The organism is Glycomyces algeriensis (assembly GCF_027622855.1).
GTDB classification, from domain to species: Bacteria; Actinomycetota; Actinomycetes; order Mycobacteriales; family Micromonosporaceae; genus Glycomyces; species Glycomyces algeriensis.
Window position 1 is genome coordinate 1 of record NZ_JAPZVR010000004.1, and the last position, 17,055, is coordinate 17,055.

The window sequence follows — 17,055 nt, forward strand, 5'->3', positions numbered from 1 at the left end:
GCACCACCCTGTTCCGGCCCCTGCGCCAGGTCATCGAATCGATCAACCAGACCTTCAAAGCCCAGCTCGACCTCGAACGCCACAACGGGCGCACACCCCAAGGAGTATGCGCCCGAGTCACCCAACGGATCCTCGCCCTGACCGCCGCCATCTGGCACAACGACCAACAACGCCAACCAGTCCTACGCTCCTTGACCGCCTACGACCACTGACCCCAAGGAATCAACCATCTAGGCCGCCGGTGCCATCCGCCGCCCGGGACGCGAAGGGGGTGTTCCGGGCGGCTCACTTTGCCGCCGAATCCGGTAGCGGTTCAAGCGGGCAGCGACGAAAAGGTCGCGAGCGGCGAAAGGCTCGCTGCGGCTGCCGGATTCGATCAATGCGGCGTTCAATCGGGCGGCGACAAAGAGGACTGAGTCGGGGCGGGTGTGCAGTGCGGCCGTCGGGCAGCGTCGTGAGAGCTTCCTGTTGCGGCCCAAGGCGGTACGTGGCACAACTGGGGCAGACATCGATGCTCCTCAATGGAATATTCACCCCATTGAGTGATGACACCACAACACCAATGTGTCATCATTGAAATACGAACAAGGAATCGAAAACCAGCAGTTTATTCGAGAAAAGCGGAAGGGAGGCGAGACCGATGACCACTCCAGCCCACCCCGTCGAGCGGCACTCCCGAGCTGCCGCCCTCCGCTCGGCCCTCGATACCGCCGCCGCTGCGATCAACGCCCAGCACGCCCAGGTCCTCACTGCGGTCATCTCCATGAAAGAGGAGAACCTCCACCGCTCCGAGTTCGGCTTCTCCGCCCTCCGCGACCTCCTGGTGTCCCAGTTCGACTTCCACAACCGCACGGCCGCTGACATCGCCGCGATCGCCCGCCTCTCCAGGAAGTTCTCCCTGCTTGCCGAGGCCGCCACCTCTGGGGCGGCCCGGATCGACCAGGTCGCCTTCGCCGTCCGCCAGCTCGACCAGACCCCTTCAATGCGCCTGTTCGCCCGCACCCCCTTCCGCACTCCGGTGGCCTCGCCCTTCGACCCCGCGGTCCAGTGCGCCACCCCTGAGGCGATGATCGCCCAGTACTGCGCCCACGCCTCCTTCAACGAACTGCGCCGCCACCTCGATGAGCTGTGGGCCTCGATCGCCGAAGAAGCCGAACTGTTCGACGAGCTGGGTGCGCAGTCGTTGCAGCGCTTGGAGCTGACCGAGACCGGCAACGGCATGTGGCACCTGGACGCCGACCTCTCCGAGGCAACCGGCAGGCTCCTGGAGAAGTACCTGCAGACCTCCTGCCCTCCCCCGCGCGCCGATGAGGCCGACGAGACCGGGCTCCTGCCACCGGCCGCCAACCGGCATGCCGAAGCCCTCCACCAGTTGCTCGCCGGTTACGGGTCCTCCCCGCAGGCCGCGACCCGGCACGGCCACACCGCGACCCTGGACCTGACCGTCGACATCGAGACGTTGCAGGGCAAGGACACCGGCCGCCTCCCCCTCCTGGAAGGCGCCCCGATCAGCGTCGCCCGCGCCCGCCTCCTCGCCTGCGAAGCCGGAGTCATCCCCTCGGTCTTCAACTACGCCACCGGTGAAGCAGTCGAACTGGGCCGAGCCCTGCGACTCCCCAACACCGCACTGCGCCGCAAGCTTGAACTCGAGCAACCCGAAGGCTGCGCCTGGACCGGCTGTTCCCGCCCGGTCGCCTGGACTGAAGCCCACCACATCCAGCACTGGTCAAAGGTTACGGATTTACGCCCTACGTTTGCCCTGGTCAAAGCCTATCATCGCCCAAACTCCCCGATAATTGTGATGCGCACCACCAAAATGAGCAGCCATCTGCAGGAATTCATACAGTATGAATGGCGGATGTCGAGAAGCGGGCCGCCTGGACACGCGCCACTGGGATCCCAACATGCCGGGGGCGTATCTCTTCCACCCCAGGATGGCCAAGCTGATACCAATCCCTACTTGTTTGGCACGATCGATATCCCACCCACCGCGAGTGAGAACATTCGGGCGAACGCGAGCCGGACATCTGGGTCCCTATCGAGTCGTTCCAGCGATGCGTACCTCTGCGGATCGATATCGATCGTGGCGACCCCGCCAGAACCCCTGCCGACAGCATCTGAGAAGAGGACAAGGCATCGGTATGCCCGCACGGCCCCATCCCTCTTTTCGCGAAGCAGCGACTGAAGGATGACGAAGTCTTCCTTAACCTGACTGCGAAGGCTCTCGACAGAGCTCCATCGAGTCGACCAGCTTCGGCCCTCAGCCTCCAACTGGAGTTCGAGCAGTGTGTCGAAACTGATCTGGCACACCCGGAAGTCCAAGTCTGTCAAATGAATCCTGGACATCGGTTCAGTACCTCTCCAATACCTCGAAGTTGACCGGTGTTTCGGAATCGATATCCCCGCTTCGGATCCTATTAACGAGTTCATCCAAGCGATGATGACCGCTAAGAATATATCGTTTGCGCTACGCCAGACTTCGATAACTACCGCATATCGATCTCGGAGCTCATTAACAAGGCATTGGTCAGCGGTCGCACAACGCCACGAGCGCCCCTCGGGACTGATCGCCACGGGCGTGCTCTCAGTCGAGGAACTCGGCGATCCGCAAGCGGTCAAAGGATGGGAGCTGCTCTGCGCCATTGACCCGGTCTTCTTCCGACTCACCTTCGAAGACGGATCGGACTTCGAAGTCCGGATGAATCCGGGCGATGAGACCAAAGCATTCGAACTTGCCGAGTACACCGGAGTACTTCTGCCCGGAACGCGACCCTCGACCTCGGTCTCCTGACCTGAACCGCCAAGTGCCGCAGCAGTACTAAAGACTCCAAGAACCAAAGCCGCTGTGCTTTGAAGTTGCTCCATTGAACTGAAATCGCGCACAAATAAAATTACAGTCGTAGAAATCCCTGAAGTTTATTTTTCAAGTAGTGACTATTTCGGCATTCAGGGTGAAATTTTCCAATCAATCTAAATGAATCAAAAACCGCGCTCGACGACAGTTCCGCAATCTCGCCAAGTGAGCAAACGGCTACTTCTTCCACGTAGCTCGCCTGGATGTACACCAGCTCATTTCGGAGTTCAAAGGAGAACCACAGATCCATGTTCGACAAACTAGTCAAACATTTCCCTGTTCGGTTAAGTTCTATCTCCACCCAGGACAACATGAACGCGAAATCGAATAGCGAGACTCCAATTCCTCTTCGCGAAAAGTCTACTCCCCCAAGGATGAGCTCATAATTGATGGTGAAATGGTGCCAGAGAAATCCAGCATCACTCAATTCATTCCATCCAACTATTTCGCCCCAAGGATTATTGCGAGGGACCCAGTCGGCATCCCACGAAGAATCCGATCCCACCGGGGTGATCATCAGCCACATCAATTTCCTCCAAGTATATAATCGATCACCCTGCCGAGTTCCACGTTGGATATGCGGTGGATAGGTTTCCATTCGCGTCGAATGCGAGTTCGATCGTATATTGCCCATTGTATCCGATATTGTCGTCAAACTCATATCGAATCAGGAATCCCTCACGGGGATCAGATGAGGATCGCGGAGTTCTGGTTCCATTTTTAATCGCTTCATCGATCATCTTTCTAAATTCTGACTCCGTTATGTCATCTGCGAGCACATTCCCCATATCGCCACTCTGATGATAAGTTCCGCCTGCCTTGTGATCATCCCAAGCATGGTTAAAGGCGCCATCTGAGACCGTACATTTTGTTGCCTGATTGTGCACCAGGATAGAATCATCATTTGCCGTAATGAAGTAGGTATGAAGACCTTTGACACTAAGATTGAAGGTGTCAACATCAACCGCGAAATGGCTGGTTTTGATGATTTCTACCCAAGTACCATCAATGCTTTTCAGCCACGATCCCACTTGCAAGTCACTTGCATGGGACCACGACTCCTGGGAGCCGCTTAGCTCAATCTCCCAGAATGCGTGTCCGGCAGTAGCGGTGATTTGGGCGTCGCCTTTACCGTCGCCGTCAGTGTCGACTTCGATGGTGACCAGGTTGCGGAGTTGTTCCGGGGTAGTCATCGTGTCGGAGACGACCGCGGTGACAACTTCGCCGGTGGTTACATCTTGCGCAAGGACTTCCTCGCCTGCCTTGACCTCTTCAATGGGTTTGACGGTGCCGTCGGCCATGACGACGAGGGTCCCTGCGACGAAGCTGTTGCAGGCCTTCGTCGCCCCTGCTGCTACGTCATCGCCGTAGGGGAGGAGTTCATCCGCATACTTGAGGATCAGGTCGCCGATGAAACCTGCCAATTTTCCCGCACCAGGCACGAATCCGACTACAGCAAAGATGCAATCAGTCCAATTCGGGTCATTCGCGCAATTGACTGCATCCTCAACAGTCAACGTATAGACAGCCTGGACGATCCCACTGAGTAGGAATGCTCCGAAATCTAGGATGCTCCCGGAGGTGCCGCAGCCTGCGCTGATGGGCCCTTCACCGTCGAATGTTGGTGATGAAGGGACGCAAGCGGAAGTGTTGTTCCCTGGCGATGACGGCGAGTCTGGAGCATCCGGAGCATCGGGGGTGGGGCTTGTACCCTCGTCGTCGTTGTCGGGCCAGTGCCAGCCGGTGCATCCGAATGGTGTGCCTCCGCAATAGGTGGGGACCATGCCCGGGATTGGGGCTTCGGCGCTTAGACCGGTGGGGTCGGAGAAGACGAGTGGGTTGTTGAGGGCGTAAGCGTAGCCGTTGAGTTGTTGGGCGTCGGCGTAGTCGGCGATGGGGTCGACGGAGATGAATCGGCCGTAGATCGGGTCGTATTCTCTGGCGCCGATGGTGGTCAGGCCGAGGTTCTTGTTGTCGATGCCGCCGATGAATCCGCGTTCGTCAGGCCAGGTGTCGGAACCGTAGGTGCCGTCGCGTTCGACCCATGCGGTGGCGGAGCGGTCGTTGCCGAACGGGTCGAAGCGGCGGACTTTGGTGGTGAGGGTGTTGCCGTTGACGATCCATTGGCCGGTGCCGTGGTGGTCGCCGGAGAGGAACTGGATGTCGCCCTTGCCGACTCTCACGGCGATTGCGGATCCGCCGTGGGTGTAGTAGCGGGTGGCCTGTTTGACGCCGGTGGTGGCGTTGTAGTGCAGTTCGTATCCGGCGACCCAGGCGGTGATGTCGCCGTTGGGGTCGATGCGGGCGATGCGCTTGCCCTGGGCGTCGTCGAAGAACTGGGTAGTGGCGTCTTCACCCTGCTTGATGGTGTCGAGGCGCCCTGTGGCGGTCCAGTCGAGGAGGGCGAGGTCGCCGCCGCGGTCGATGGAGGTGGTGTAGCCAGCTTTGTCATAGGTGAACGCGGTGCGCTCGCCGCCATTGGCGGTGGAGGTGACCTCGCTGAGGGCGTGCGGGTGGTCGCCGCGTGCGGCGGGGAAGGTGTAGTCGTAGGTGGTCTGGCTGCTGCCGTTCCACCGGTTTTCGCTGGTGCGGTTGCCGGTGAGGTCGTACTCGTAGGAGGACCAGTAGTCGGCGGGGCCGCCGATGACGCTGGCGCTGGGGGTGGTGGCGCAATCGCCGGTGCCGGCTTGTGACCAGGCTTCGGTGAGTCGCCGGTGGTGGTCGTATTGGAAGCACTGGGTCTCAGGGGCGAGGGCTTCGGAGGTGTGGACCGGTTCATCGGTGATGGAAAGGACGTTGCCGGCGTCGTCGTATTCGTAGGAGAGAGCGGCGATGCCGTAGTTGGTGCCGTCATATTCCCCGGCGGTGTCCTTGTCGAAGTAGAACTCGGACAGGCGCCCGGTGCCTTCTTCGAAGATCCAGGTCTGCCAGGCCTGCCCGGAGGTCCCGCCGACATCGGCGGGGTCGCCGAGGCGGCGCTGGAGCAGCTGCCCGTACGGGGAGTAGGTCGCTGCGTCGACGTAGACCTTCGCGGCACCGAAATCGGGGCTTTCGCCGATCACGCGGGTGGGTTGGCCCATCGCGTTGTAGTGGTAGCGCATGGTTTCGGGACGCAGAGAGCCGACGCCGTTGGCGCGGGAGGTCCGCAAGCTGCCATCAGGATGGTAGGAGTAGACCTGCCAGTACTCCCCGGCGAGCGCCCCCGCGGTGGAGGGCAGGTAGTTGACGATTTCGATCGGCCGCCCGGCGTCGTCGTATTCGTAGACCTCGTCGGTCCAGGCTTTGCCGCCGATCCAGTTGGTGGAGGTATGGGGCAGGCCGAGGCCGTTGACCGCGGTGTCGTAGGTCCATTCCGACAAGAGCGTGCCACCGGTGCCGACGGCTCCCTCCCACAGCTCGGTCTTGCGCCCGAGCTCGTCGTATACATAGGCGAGGGTCGTGTCTTCTTCGGTCGTCCTCGTGGTCGTGGTGGAGATGACCTGGTCCGCCGCGTTGTACGTGAGGTCAGTGTGGCCGCTGTCGGGGTCGTCGGCGGCGATCTTTCGTCCGCGCAGGTCGTAGGTGAACGTCCATATGTTCTGGGCCGGGTCGGTCACGGTCTCAAGCAGTCCGGCGGCGGTGTAGTCGTAGCTGGTCGTATCAGGGGTGCCGGTCGGTGTGTTGCCTAGGTAGCGGTGGACCTCCACAGTCCGCCCCAAGGCGTCGGTGAGGGTGCCGGTCGCCGACGCACCGTCAGGCGGTGTGGTCGTTTCTTGCCAGTAGTCGTCGTTGCCGCCGTATGCAGTGGTGATGCGCCACTGCTCGTCGTCTTTGACGACGAAGATCTGGTCGGTGATGCGCCCGGCTCCGTCGTAGACGTATTCGGTGCGCGAGACGTCGTTGGAGCGAGAGATGCGCACCAGGTCCGCGGTGGGCCCGGAGTCGTTGTTGAAGCTCGCACCGGATTCGTAGATGACTTGGCCGCGGGAGTCGTACTCGGTCTGGGTGATCAGGCGTCCACCATAGGTTTCGGCCTGGGTCTGGCGGGGACGCATGAGAGCGTCGAATATCTGGACCTCAGTGAGGTAGGACTGGTCCCAGATCATCGTCTCGGTGGTGGTGGTACTGGGGGCGATGTCGGACACCGTGTAGGCGAACTTCAGGTTGGGCACTGCGCCACCGGTCTGGGACTGGCCCGGGAGCCAGACCGCCGTGCGGCGCCCGAGCGCGTCATAAGTGGCGCTCGTGACCTCCCCGTTGACACCGGTCGCCGACAGCACGCTACCCCACGCGGGCGCGAGCACGCCGATCTCGATATGCCCGAGAGGATTCGTGGTGGTCATCTTGGTGACGGGCCCCGCACCGGCAGGGGTGTAGACGATGCTGGTGGTGGCGCCGAGTGCATCGGTAGTGGTGATCTGCCGCCCGAGCGCGTCAAACGTTGAGGATGCAAGGGTCGCGTAGACCGGGTCCGCATCCCAGTGGTCGAGCGTCTCGGCCTTGGTCATCTCTCCGTAGGTCGGTGCTGCGCCGAAGGCTTTCCCGTCGTAGTAGGCGCGGACGTCACCGACGATATCGCCCGGGCGGGAGGGGTTCTCTGTACTGCAGGGGACTGAGACGGTCTCGATCCGTGAAGGTGCCTGGAGGATCCACTTCGCGGTGTTGTCGGCGAAGGTGGTGTGCTGGCAGCGTTCATCGCCGCTGGTCGCGGTGTCGCCGAGGGTGCTGACTTCGGTCGCGCGGCCGTAGTCGTCGAATTCCGTTGTGGTCGTGCGAGTGGTGCGCCAAGCGGTGGTCGATAGTTTTGTATCGGCTTCGACTTGGCGGGGGGCGCTCATCCAGGCTTTGAGATCGCCGCCGTCGTGGGTTCGAGTGCCGGTGTTCCGGGTCCAGTACTGGGTTGTGGTCGAGCCGATGATGGTGGAGCCGTCGTAGACGATTTGCTCCCAGACCTGCCCCGCGAGGGCCTCATGGTCGGCGATGGTGTCGCCGCGGGTGCTGGCGAGTGTCACCGAACGTTCGCTCCCGTCAGGGAGCGGCTGGCCGTTCATGCCGCGGTAGTAGCGGGCCGCAGATCGCAAATGCGGTTCGGATCCGGCGGGGTCGCCGATCAGGGTGGTGACCTGGCTGTACCCGCGCCACTGGTTGTAGGTGCGGTCCTCGTCCTCGGTGAACTCGGAGTCGTCCCAGGCCCACAGCGCACTGGTGCCACCACCGGCAGTGGAGTACTGGTAGCTCGTCCAGACCGTTGCGGATTCGCCGGTGGTGTCGGTTTCTGCCACTTGGGTGACGACGTACTTGTGGAAGTAGGCTTCGACCGAGTTCATCGTGCCCTCGGGGACATACGATGCCGGGTAGCAGCGTTTGGTGTTGTTCTCGGCCTGGGTAGGCAGGTTCCCTTGCCCGCAGTCAGGCTCGGAGTAGTTAACGGTGGTCACGCCACCGGATTCGTTCTTGATCGATGTCAGGCGCGGTCGCTGGATCGAGGGGTTCGCCGACCCGTCGTCGACGCGGTTGGGCATGAACGTGCCGCCGAACTCGACGGCCGGCAAGGTAGCGGTGCCGCCGACGTGACCGGTGTGCTGGATCGAGGACAGCCACAGCACCACTTGTGACTTGTCGCCGTAGGCCTTGAACTTGTGGGCGAGGGTCCAGGAATCGACGGTGTCGAACACGCCGCCGGCGGTGTTCCAGACTTCGGTGGTGATCTTCGAGAGGCGTTTGGTGGAGAAGAATGCCGGCGCGTACTGCTCACAGCCGGTCCCTGAATCGCATTGCAGGTCCCAGGGGATGTCGGGCCAGCTCGATTCCTTCGGGCTACCGGAGGTGTTGTAGCAGTTGCTCAGGCACCGGTCGGCAGCGATCAACTGCACGCGCCCGGTGGGTTTGACAGTGGGTTCGCCAGAGCGCAGCCCATACTCGATCCGCTTCAACCAGCCCGCCCGGGTATAGGCGACCGCGGCCGCTTCGCTGTCGACATTCGGGGAGTAGTAGCCGGTCTCGGTCCCGTAGACGTACCGGGTCATGTTGCCGCGCACATCGATGACCTGGTCGAGCATCCACCGGTAGGCCTGCGCGCAGCGCGATGCGTCAAAGTCGTTTGCGGTGTAGCAGGGCTCCCCGGAGTGGTTGCCGAACACCGGCACCGTCCACCGCGAGGCTGTGGTGGTGGGGTCGGCGGCGAAGAGGTACTGAGTGCCGTCGGTCGTGGTGATCTTCCACCGCTCGGTGGTGGCATTCGAGCCGTTCGCTGCCGCGCCGAGCTTCTCGATCCGCCAATTGGCGTCTGATGCCGCCCGCCACTCACCGGTCGCATCGTCGAGCACCAGTGGCGTGTTCGTTCCGTTCAGCGACATCGTGATCGACGGAGAATCCCCATCCCAGCACAGGTCACCGGTGGGGTCCTCACCGTTGTTGCCGTCTTGCTCCGCCTCCGATCCGCAGGCAGCGTAGGTCCGTTCGATGAACCCCGGCGAGTACCCCCACCCGTCGCCGATCCATGAGGCCTGGTTGTTCGTGCCCGAGGTCAGGCCGTCATGGGTCGCCGAAGAGTACGACAACGACAGACTGGGTGCGGGACCCGTGGCAGGGGGCACCCGCATCCCGTACGAGTAGGAGTAGCCGCCGGAGGAGCCGCCCTGCGACCACGACCCGGCCGAGGCCAGGTCGGTCGCCGACCAGTCCCCCCCATTCGCCGCGGTCTCGGTCGACCCCGCCCAGTCGGCGGCCGCGTCGTTGAACGAAGATTCAGCGGCGCCGATTCCACCGACCGGGGTGGACGAGGTCGACTGCGCCCCGCGCTGGAACTCACTCGCGAGGGCAGGACCAGCAGTCATCAACGACAACGTGATCGTCGCAGCCACCGCTAGGACGAGCCCCCTACGGATCGTCGAAATCAAGCGCGGCAGGCTCATAGGGTTGCTCCGGAATGTCGAGCGCAGCTGAGGACGTGAATTCAGGGTGTGCACGGCCACTACACCTCGGTGGTCGGGTGAGTGGCGGCGATGGTCTCGGAGGGGAGGGCGCCCAGCCAGATCTGCACCCGGTCGACCGCACCGACCAGTCCATCGCGGATGGTGCCGTCGGCATTGAGCTCGGCACCGATCACCACGGGACCGGCCGAGGCAGGCATGACCACACCAGTGGCAGTCCCGGCAAGGACACCATCGACGTAGAGGCGCAACTCGCCTGCGCGCAAGTCATAGACACCGACCAGACGCGTCCAGACACCGGCCACCGGTGTCGGCGCGCCTTCGGCAACGCGCCACCCGTAAGTGCCGTCAGGTGGTGCGGCAAACTCCCAGGAGCCGCTCGCATGCGAGTACTTCAGATCGATGACCCCGCGACTGGCGCCGGCAATACTCACCGCGACCTGATCAGCAGCGAGGCTATCGAGGTTGACCCAAGCAGCGATCGTGAACGACTCATCCGTTTCGACTACAGGCCCGGCAGTGTGGGCATAGCCGCCGCCGTCGAGCGCGATCGCAAGCGCACCGCCACGTGTCCCGTCCTCACCTCGGACCCAGGAGTAATTGTCCACCAACGTCAGGCCGTGGCCGTTGTCAGTCCATTCATCCCCATTGGAGTCAAGGTCCCACCAAGCCACACCGTCAGCGGGTGGATTCCCCATCATGCCGGCGATCTGGGTGGCGTCCACGGCGCCGCGCCATAGGCTCACGCCGTGGAGCGATCCGTCCAGGTGTGCCGTGCGGTAGTTGTCCGAGGTCCGACCGGAGCATCCGACGAGGGTCGGTCCTTCAGCTTTCCACAGGCCTTGTGGCACCGTCCGAGTGCTGGAAAGTTCACCATTCAGATACAGGCTCATCGTTCCCGCAGCGCTGTCGTAGACACCGGTGACGTGGTACCACTTGTCCGCTGCGAGCGGAGTCTCGACGGGTGTCGTCCGCGACCACACGACAGGCGCTGTCGCTGAACCGTCTTCAAGGGCATCGCTGGAAGTGATGCGGAACTGGATTTGATCGCTGGTGAGTTTGCGCAGCAAGAGCGCGCTGTTGTTCGCGCCTGCGAGCGCGACTATGGTGTCGGATTCTCCCGACCTGTTGAACTTGACCCAGGAGGCGATGGTGACCGACCGGTCGGTGGCGACGATGGGCCCGGGATATTCCAGACAGGTGAAGTTGTCCAGTTCCAGTTCGCCGGAAGGCCGGTTGAACGGGTCGGTTCCGACGACCACGTTGTCGGTGTTCAGGTGCCGCCCATACACCGAGTCGTCAGTGCCGTCGTCTTTAAAGGTCCAGTCCGCCTGGATGGTCGCGCCTGGCAAGTCGATCATGGCCGCCTGGATCTGGGACTGGGAAAGCAGGCCCTGCCAGACCCCGACCTGATCGATCGCGCCATTCACCGCAGTCGAGGCGGCCGCGTCGGGCTTGCAGCCAACCCCGAAATCGCTATCGGCGTTCCACGGCGTGAAGCTGACAGCCCGTTCACCGACCAGGTTCCCGCCCAAGTAGAGGCGGATCAAGGCCGCATCGGGATCGTACGTAGCGGCGATGTGCTCCCATTCGCCTAGTGCTGCGGTGGGTGCTGCTCCGATACTGTACCAATTCTGGTTCGCGTCCAGGACCGAGAAGTACCATCGGTTGTCACCTGCGGAGTACCACATTTGGAAGCCCGCGCCGGTATCGCCGATCTGAGCCAGAGGCCGCTCAGTCGTGTTGTCCACTTCGTCAAGTCGGACCCATGCGGCCAGCGAGTATGCCCCGCTGGTGAAGATCACGCCATCACCGGTGTGCAGGCACGTGGACCCGTCCAAGGCAAGCGCCGAGGCCGGGCGGCCGTCACGGTCGGTGGTGTACGTGACCGTGTCGCCTGCCAACTGGGTGAGATGGTGGCCTTCGCCGGTGTCATCGGCCGTGTCGCCTTCGAACCGCCAGGTCGCCATGGGAGTGGCGGGGATGTCGGTGCCGGCGAAGAATGTGTAGGTCGTCGTACTCGAGGGGTTGCCGGCCGCATCCATTGAGCGGACGTACAGCACGTGCCTGCCCGCGGTCAGATTCGCACGAGTCAGTGTCGCTGTTCCAGTCGAAGTGAGGTCTTCATTGAGGGTACTGGTACCCCAGGAGTATTCGAATCGGACGACACCGGACGAGATCGAGTTGACGGTAGGGTCGGTCGAGGACAGGGTGAAGGTCACGGTGTCACGGACCGCGTACGGCGCGTCCGTCCCCGGTGTGACAGTCGGGGGCGACGGTTTGGTGCCGTCCACCTTGATCCGACATGCCGTCGTCCAATCGGAAGCGATGGCGTTGTTGGTGGTGCTGATGCTTCTGGCATGCCAGTGATACAGGCCGTCACCAAGCTGGTTGGCTCCGGGCACGGTGTAGGGGTGGCGGGTATCGGCGGTGACAGGGGCCGAGGTGTACTCGTGGAGGATCGCGTCGGTAGTGGAGTTGCGGACCCGCACGTGGTACTTGATCTTCGAGTCTTGGGAGCCGTACTGCGCCGACAGTGTGGGAGTCCGGTCGGTGATCCACGGCGCGCTCGACGCCGTCGAGGTGCAGCCGATGCCATTGGTTTGGGGTAGTTTCACCGTATACGGCCGGATGTCGTAGAAGATCTCCAAGACCGCAGTGTCGGCGTCGAACCGGTTCCACTGCAGCAGATCCGGCGACGGCGACTCATCCGGTGCCCGCAACCCCAGATGGAGGTTCGCCCAACCGGCATCGTGGGCCATCTTCACCATCGAGGTAACGTCGAACGACGTCCACGCCCAACCATCGCAGTTCGCCCCGTTGTTTGCCGAGGAGATCGTCACCGACTCATACCACGCCGGCTGGGAGTCCCAGGTGTCGTTCGAGTTGTAGCTGCCGGTCCGCCAAATCCTGGCAGCCCCGTTCGAACACGACGCCGAGTGCCGCTGCACGATCTTGAAGTAAGCCGCGTGAGGGATCCGGTAGGCATTCTGGGTGACTGTGTCAGTGTCCATCCGGAAGATCGAACGCATGTCGTAAGTGCTGCCATGGCAGTCAAGTTGCGTCCAAGAGTCGCAGGTCTGCCCAGCACCGGCGTTCCCGTAAGTCCCCGTGTTCGACATGAAGTCATTGCCCGAGGCGTTCTTCCCGCGGTAGAAGACATCGTCGGGGTATTTGGTGTTCACCAGGCCCCAGATGTTGTCCTGAATGCCGCCGTTCCACTGCGGGTCGATCACCACCGGATAGCGCGTGCCCTCACCGCGCAGCAGCTCCAGGTCGGGGCGCAGCACGAGGTCCTCGAACTCCAACGCCACTTCGACAGCGGCGACTTCCTGGTCGGGGTCGCTCGGTGTGTCAGTGATCGCGGTCAGTTCCGGGACAGTCTCAGTCCCGTCGTGATCGGCTGGCGCCTCCCACATGAGTGCTTCGCCTGAGGCCATCTCGGCCTGACCAGCGACCGTGACCTCGACTGCCCCGGTCTCAGGCGCCGTCAACTCGACACCCGTTGCCTCGACCGGGAAGATGATCGCCTCAAGATCCGGATTCTGAGCAGCCTCGGCATCGGCTACGACCAGGTCGTAGCGGAAGCCCTGAGCGGTCGCCTCAACCACCAGGTCCACACCGGTCATCACCTCGGTGTAGACCGCCTGCGGGCCATCGAGCACCGGTGCGGGCAACTCCCCTGGCCACGACAGTGAGAACGAACCCTCCGCGCCATAACCCACAGCCGCCAAAGGACTAGTCCCGCCACCGGAGAAGGCCACGTCCTCGGTGATGTTCACCGGCCGGACTGACCCGTCTCCCGTGATCTCGAGCGTGGTGTCGATCGGCGCCCATACACCTGAGTCGTCCAATGCTTGAATCGGCTCAACACCGATCTCGGCCTTGAGTTCACCGGAAGGCAGCGCTACCACGGTCCCGAACTCGTTGCGCTGATCGGTCACCTCAACCTCGACGCCGCATGCACCGGCGGCCTCGACAGCCGCGAGTTCGCCTTCAACTTCGGTGGGCGCGCCCGCCATGATCGGGCACGGCTCAGGCATCTCGTCCTGCGCCAAGGCCGGCACCGCCAGACCCGACAGGCCGAGCGCGGCAAGCACACCGAGAACCAGCGGGCGCGTACAGCGACGAAAAGTCAAGGGACGCTTGAACGAAACCTGAACAGCGGCAGCAAAAGGAGTGCACACGGCACTGGGCTGCGCCGCAGCAGGGAGATGGGGTTTCACGAGGGGTCGCTCTCCAGTTGTGGGTCGTACGGACAGCCGGACACCGACTGAGACGATACGGAAAGTTACCGATCAGAGCCCAACTCCGTCAAGCCCAACCCATCTCAAGTCATCCCTCAATAAAGGACATTTCATAGAAGACCACCGACCGGCAGCGGTATCGAGACCCGCCCGCCGTGCGGTCCACAGTGCGACAACCGCAGGTGAGCGCTTGCCTCTGCGCTCGCAGCGACGAGAACCCTGGGAAAATATCACGATTCTGCAACGACCACATCCCGGGGCGGAATCGAGCCGCGATACCCAGGCCCGACGAGCGTGCCCCCCGCCCCGACATCCCGCAGGCCCACGGAGGCACGAAGACGCCCAGATGAAGCGAGTCCCGGCAGCAACTAAAGCGCGCCAGCCCTTCACTCGCAACACCTCTCGGATCACACGACAACAGATAGCATCAATTGATACATAGCGATATATGAGTACATCACAACTTGGAGTGGGCCGACGGCGGCGCGACTGCCGCCGAGAACCTGATCCTGCTGTGCAGGTTCCACCACGGCCGCATCCATACGACTGGTTGGAGCGTGGAGAAGACTGGTCCGGGACAGGCGGTCATCACCCACCACGACCACGAGGGCCACGACCAGAGCGCCCCCAGTGACAGCACTGGGTGCGGCTGCTCCGATTGGCGCACCGACCAGGACATCGACACCGAGCACCAAGGCTCAGACTGGGACGTGTTCCCTACCGGCCTCTACCGGTCGGAATGGTCCGAAGCGCTGAAGCCCGACCTCGATGCCAGGGCCGAAGCCATTGATAAGGAACGATGCCTGGCGGCCATCAAGGAAGCCAAGGCCAAATGCCGAGAGCGGTTCGGGGCATCGCCACCGGTGCCGGTCTTAGGCTGCCCCAGCGGGCGACCGCTGGGGGAAGCGCCGCAACACCACCAGTGCAGCGCAGCCCGAAACCCGAAAGGGATCGGGCCCTCCGGCATGCCCAGGCCCGGCAACCGGCCCGGGAAGGCCCGCACACCGCAAAGCCGACAAGGGGGCCCGGCCCGCCACTCACCTCTTTGTCGCCGCCCGATTGAACCGCAAGGCACTCCAGACCTCGAAGCCGAGCACCAGCCCCGCGAGGAGGCCACCCCTTTGTCGCTGCCAGCCTGAACCCCGACCCGTTCCAACCAGAAACCGGGAAAACCCGACCCGAAAGGTACGAGACCTCGTTACTTGATGGCCCCAGCCGTCAAACCCGCCTGGATCTGGCGTTGGAAGAGGATGTAGGCGATGAAGATCGGGATCATGGCGAGCACGGTGCCGGCGAAGAGCGCGCCCGAGTCGCCTTCGTAGCCCTGGCGCAGCGCGAGGTTCGCCAGGCCCTGGGAGATCATCGCGTCCTCGGGGTTGCGGCCCAGGAGCACCAGCGGCAGCAGGAACTGGTTCCACTGGCCGATGACGTTGAAGATCGTGATGGCGATGAGCCCGGGCTTGGCCATGGGCAGCATGACCTGGAAGAACAACCGGTAGTGCCCGGCGCCGTCCACGACTGCGGCCTCGGCGACCCCGGTCGGGAGCGTGCGGAAGAACGCCGTCAGGAAGAACACCGTGAACGGCAGCGAGTAGGCGATGTAGACGATCACCAGCCCCGTGTAGGTGTTCAGCAGCGACACGTTCTGCAAAGTCTTGAACAGCGGGAACAGGGCCAGGAACACCGGGAACATCATCCCCGCGGCGAACCCGAAGTAGATGACCCGGTTGCCCGGGAACTCGTAGCGCGCGAGCACGTACGCGGCCATCGCGCCCAGCAGCATGGTACCCGCGACGCTGAAGACCATGACCTGCACGGTGTTGAGGAAGTAGCCGCCGATGTTGCCGTTCGTCCAGGCGTTCACGTAGTTCGCCCAGTGCATCGCCTCGGGCAGGGCGAGCGGGTTCGACGCGATCTCCCGCGTGGTCTTGAACGAGGACAAGACGATCCAGGCCACAGGGATGATGACCATGAGCGCCCACAGCCACAGGAAGCCCTGCGAGAACACGTTGAGCACGTTGCCTTCGGGCTTCGGCGCCTGCTGCCGGGCCCGGGCGGGGGCGGTCTCGTCCGTCGCGGGCGCGGCCTCGGGGGCGGTGTCGGTTGCCATGTCGCTCCTCAGAACTCGATCCGCTCGCGGCGGCCGAACCGCAGCGACACGACCGCCAAGGACAGGGCGGCGAAGAACAGGACCACGCCGAGCGCCGACGCGAACGCCTGCTCGCCGTGGTTGAACGCGTACTTCCAGATGACGCCGCCGACCACTTCGCTCGCCGCGTCGGGGCCGCCGCGCTCGGGCGTCATCATGTAGATGAGGACGAACACGTCCAGGGCCACGATCGAGAGGTAGATCCACGCGGTCTGCACCGAGTCCCACAGCAGCGGCAGCGTGATCCGGAAGAACATCGGGCCGCGCCCGGCACCGTCGATCACCGCCGCCTCGTACAGGTCGCGCGGGATCGAGGCCATCGCCGATGAGAAGAACACCAGGTAGAAACCGACCGCGCTCCACACGAGCACGCCGATCACCGCCGCCAGCACGAACCGCGTGTCGGCGAGGAACCCGTTGACCGGGGCCGGCAGCCCGACCGCCGTGAGCGCGCCCGTGATGAGCCCGCCGAAGTTCTCGGGCGCGTACACCTGCTTCCACAGGATCCCGATGATCGCCACCGACAAGACCTGCGGGAAGAAGTACACGATCTTGTGGAACCGGGCCCCGCGCACGCCCTCGATGCGGCCCCGGCGGACCCGCCCGCCGAGGTTGAGCATGAACGCGAAGAACAGCCCCAGCGCGATCGTCACGACCGGCAGCACCACCAGGATGATCCCGGTGTGCCGCAAGGCCGGCAGGACCAGCCGCTCGTCCTTGAAGAGGTTCACGTAGTTGTCGAACCCGATGTACTCGAACGAGTTCGACGACCCCGACCAGTCGGTCAGGGAGATCTGGAAGGCCTGGGCGAACGGCAGGATCACCAGCCAGGCGTACAGCCCCACCGGCAGCGCCAGGAAGCTCAGGATGAACGGGTACCTGCCGTGCTTCACA

8 protein-coding genes and 1 pseudogene are annotated in these 17,055 nt (G+C 63.1%); 4 read left to right on the top strand and 5 right to left on the bottom strand.

Annotated elements, in window-relative coordinates; genetic code table 11:
- The 3 genes and pseudogenes from O2L52_RS08615 to O2L52_RS08625 all read left to right on the top strand — a co-directional run.
- Positions 1–212: pseudogene (locus O2L52_RS08615) on the top strand (IS982 family transposase); the annotation flags it as partial.
- A 428-nt stretch (positions 213–640) separates the two neighbouring features.
- Positions 641–2,185: a DUF222 domain-containing protein gene (locus O2L52_RS08620; protein WP_270114962.1), complete on the top strand. Its 1,545-nt coding sequence runs from the start codon at positions 641–643 to the stop codon at positions 2,183–2,185.
- 393 nt (positions 2,186–2,578) lie between these two features.
- The gene (locus tag O2L52_RS08625) at positions 2,579–2,791 is read left to right on the top strand and encodes a hypothetical protein (protein WP_270114963.1); all 213 of its coding nucleotides are present in this window, start codon (positions 2,579–2,581) and stop codon (positions 2,789–2,791) included.
- Between the two features lie 100 nt (positions 2,792–2,891).
- Here O2L52_RS08625 and O2L52_RS08630 read toward each other — a convergent pair whose 3' ends face one another.
- The 3 genes from O2L52_RS08630 to O2L52_RS08640 are packed head-to-tail and all read right to left on the bottom strand — an operon-like array spanning position 2,892 to position 13,865.
- A complete protein-coding gene (locus O2L52_RS08630) occupies positions 2,892–3,380 on the bottom strand; it encodes a hypothetical protein (RefSeq protein ID WP_270114965.1) in 489 nt (162 codons plus the stop codon).
- Between the two features lie 25 nt (positions 3,381–3,405).
- On the bottom strand, positions 3,406–9,747 hold the full coding sequence (locus O2L52_RS08635) for an RHS repeat-associated core domain-containing protein (RefSeq protein ID WP_270114966.1): 6,342 nt from the start codon (positions 9,745–9,747) through the stop codon (positions 3,406–3,408).
- 59 nt (positions 9,748–9,806) lie between these two features.
- Entirely contained in the window at positions 9,807–13,865 is a 4,059-nt protein-coding gene (locus tag O2L52_RS08640) for a LamG-like jellyroll fold domain-containing protein (protein WP_270114967.1), read from the bottom strand.
- 611 nt (positions 13,866–14,476) lie between these two features.
- Here O2L52_RS08640 and O2L52_RS08645 point away from each other — a divergent pair.
- A complete protein-coding gene (locus O2L52_RS08645; protein WP_270114968.1) occupies positions 14,477–15,151 on the top strand; it encodes an HNH endonuclease signature motif containing protein in 675 nt (224 codons plus the stop codon).
- Between the two features lie 59 nt (positions 15,152–15,210).
- Here O2L52_RS08645 and O2L52_RS08650 read toward each other — a convergent pair whose 3' ends face one another.
- Together O2L52_RS08650 and O2L52_RS08655 are read right to left on the bottom strand one after the other, a co-directional pair.
- Positions 15,211–16,122 carry a carbohydrate ABC transporter permease gene (locus O2L52_RS08650; protein ID WP_270114969.1) on the bottom strand — a complete coding sequence of 304 codons (912 nt, stop codon included), beginning with the start codon at positions 16,120–16,122 and terminating at the stop codon, positions 15,211–15,213.
- Positions 16,123–16,130: 8 nt separating this feature from the next.
- Positions 16,131–17,054, bottom strand: coding sequence for a carbohydrate ABC transporter permease (locus tag O2L52_RS08655; RefSeq protein WP_270114970.1), 924 nt, complete (start codon positions 17,052–17,054; stop codon positions 16,131–16,133).
- Position 17,055: the final 1 nt, after the last annotated feature.